We start from the raw sequence: 3,070 nt of genomic DNA, 5'->3' as shown, positions 1-3,070 counted from the left end.
TCCGAACGTGGTCTTCCCGACCGGCAACGTGGTCAAAGACGGCCTGCTGTACATTTACTACGGGGTAACCGACACGGCGATCGCTCTCGCCACGGTTCCGCTGGACGAACTGGTCGCTTACGTGCTGAATCAGCCGGTGGCTCAGGACTAAACGCCGCTTCTGCGGATACGGATCACGCCCGTTTGGAGGCTTTCAGCTTCCGGTACTGGCCGGGCGTGAATCCCGTTTCTTTCTTGAATTTGCGAATAAAATTGGGCGCGTCCAAATAACCGACCCGTTCGATAATTTCTTTCAGCGGGGCGCTGGTCGTCTCCAACTGACGGATGACTTCTTCCACCCGCCGGCGCCAGATATACTGCGAGAAATTCAAACCGGTCTTTTCTTTGAAGCTGCGGCTTAGATAAGACGTGGATACCGAATACTTCAGCGCGAGATGTTCCAGGCTCAGCGTATAATCGGAGAATCGGTCGTCCACGTCTTTTACAATATCGTCGATCAGCGTATCCCGCTTCTCTTCCGTGCTGCGTTCGACCTGCAAACAAATATCCGAAGCGAGGGACACCAGACGTCTTTCCAATTCTTCAAGCGTTTCAAAAGAAGCGAGCACCGAGATGTCCGAAAATACTTCGTTCATCCCCAGCTCGGACGCCGTGCGCAGCAGCGAATTGAGCACGTCGAAGCAGATACAGCGCAGCAGATGCACGGACAGCGGTTCTTTTTTGAGCGTATCCATAATGTCCGAGATAATCCGTTCCGCAATCAGCGTGCTGCCCTGCTTCAGACTCTGATCCAGCTTCAGCATCGTTTTGCGCGAGATCCAGAAGCTGCCTTCCTCCCCACTTTCCGGCACCGCCAGCTGATCGAAATACGTCACGCGTCCGCGGCCGTTCATTTTGCGGTATTCCAGCGCGGCGGCGGCTTCGACAAACGACTGGTTGAGCGAATCGAGATCTTCATAGGCCGCGCCCACCCCGATATACGGCATGGACTGGAGTCCGTCGACGATCAGCAGCTGCACCGCTTCGATCGTACGCTCGACCCGCGTTTGAAACGGCAGTTTCTCGCTTTCGCCTTCCAGGGCGATGACCAGCGCAAGCTGGTCGGCAGCAGAGAATTCCACCCCGAACACGCGCGCGCCGACTTCCTCGACTTCGAAATGCCCGAGCATATCGCGTACATAATGCCGTTCCTCCGAATGATGGCGCTGCTCCGAATTGTCGTCCCAGGCAAGGATGGCGGTTAAATAAACGCCTCCGTCGCCCGAAAATCCCAGCCCGATATTGTCGATCGTCTGCATCATTTCCGGATCGTCCGGCCGGCCGTGCTTGAGCAGCAGCAGTAAACACTGATTGCGCACAAAAGGCTGCTGCATATCGATCCTCGCATTGTAGTCGCGGATGGTCTGCCGGATGGAGTCCCATTCGTTCGACGCTTTGAGCGCCGCTCCGCTTTGAATGCCGACAAACTCCATCAGGTCTTTGACCGGATGGTACTGCCGTTTGGCGAGCATCATGGCCGCCAGGCTGCCCGTAATCACCACCAGCGCAAACACGATCGAGATCAGCGTCTGCACATGCGCCACGCGTCCGAAGAACTGATGGCTCGGCATCGTCATGACGTAAGTCCAGCCGTTCTCCTCCGATTGGACGGATACGACCGACTGCTTCTCCCCGGCCAGCACCATGCTGTGAATCCCCGGTTTCAGCTGCGCCAGAGTCTCCAGCTCTCCGCCCGGTATCGGCCCGCCCCGCGTATTGGTAGTCAGCACTTCCCCGTTCTCGTTAAAAATATAGTTGCTGCCGTTGACGTCGTTCAAGATGGAATCCATCACGCCGGTCAGCTTCGATTCCTTCATTAAATACACGACCGCTCCGTAAGGATACGGATCGTTGGTCTTAATCGGCACAATCAGCGTCAGCAGCTGCTCCTGGCGCAGATTCATGTTGACCATCTCCGCGGCCCGGATCAGCGGACGGTCGATTTCATTGAGATTTCGCCGCACTTCCGCTTCCGTCCAATTTTCGAATTTGTACTCCCTGTTGAACACGACGCTCAGATCGGCGAGGCCCCGGTACGAATAAATCAGGGAATCGCCATGCATATACAGCAGCAGATCCTCCACGATACTGTTGCTCGCTTTGTAATTGGCTAACGTGCGGATTGCTTCCTGAGCATAGAGCGGGTGGCCGAGCATGTAAGGAGTCAGATGTTCGTCGTATGAAATTCGGCTGGCCAGCGCGCGCAGTTCGCTCATCCGGTCGTCGATCGTCAATTTGACCTGGCTCAGCTGGTTGACTTTGGACTGCTCGATCTCCGAACGTAAATTTTTAACAGCGCTTTCATACACAAAGACAGTAAGCGCCGTAAGCGGAATAAGGAAGGCTAAAATATAAGAAAGAGCATATCGGAATAAAAGCTTCGACTTAAAAAAGTTCCAGCGCTCTTGAAAAATGATACGGGACCCGTATATAGCTTGCATTCTCCGTTTCATCGTTCGTGATTCGCCCCCTATCTTGAATCTTTCTAAACATTATAACGTTATATTGATTTAATTACTAGAGGGGGCCGCTCACCCATTCCGATCTTCGACTCCGCTTGTTTTCCTCCCCTTTCATTGAACTAAATTCGTTTAAGGGAAGGGGAGGAAAGCCAAAGTCGCTCCGATCGGAATGGGCGAGCGGCTGGCGCAGCGGGAGAGCCTCTCAAGCCTCCGGCGCTTGAGAGGTTCGAGCGGAAAGCAGTCGCGCAGCTTCGCTCTGCGCGCCGGTTAAGGGACATAGCGGCGGCGCCGGCTATAAGGTGCATAAAGGGCATAAGGGCTAGAGCCAGGGCTAGCTAAAATTCTCGACTTCAAGTAGACGAATGAAAACCTCTACCCCGATAGAACGCGGTAGAAGCCGCTTTGGATCTCTTTTGGGATTAAAAATCAGGTCTCGGTCGTTACGTGATCCCAATCCTGTCCCATATAAACGTTCCACTTAAGCCCGACTTTTTTCTTGCATGCACAAAAAAGCCTTCACCGTTATGCGCGGTAAAGGCTTTTTCTGCTCGCTTGGCGTCGTCCTACTC

General features: G+C 54.0%; 2 protein-coding genes. One reads left to right on the top strand and one right to left on the bottom strand.

What is annotated here, in order from left to right; translation table 11 throughout:
- A partial coding sequence (locus QWJ34_RS26890) for a glycoside hydrolase family 130 protein (protein WP_483314314.1) occupies positions 1–151 on the top strand: 151 nt, incomplete at its 5' end.
- A gap of 22 nt (positions 152–173) precedes the next feature.
- Here the strand turns inward: QWJ34_RS26890 and QWJ34_RS26885 are convergent.
- Complete coding sequence (locus QWJ34_RS26885; RefSeq protein WP_368047241.1) at positions 174–2,348, bottom strand: helix-turn-helix domain-containing protein; 2,175 nt, start codon at positions 2,346–2,348, stop codon at positions 174–176.
- Between the last annotated feature and the right edge of the window lie 722 nt (positions 2,349–3,070).

This window comes from Saccharibacillus sp. CPCC 101409 (assembly GCF_030518235.1).
Classification (GTDB): domain Bacteria; phylum Bacillota; class Bacilli; order Paenibacillales; family Paenibacillaceae; genus Saccharibacillus.
Note: the sequence above shows the minus strand (reverse complement) of the source record. Positions and strands in the feature narration are given on the sequence as shown.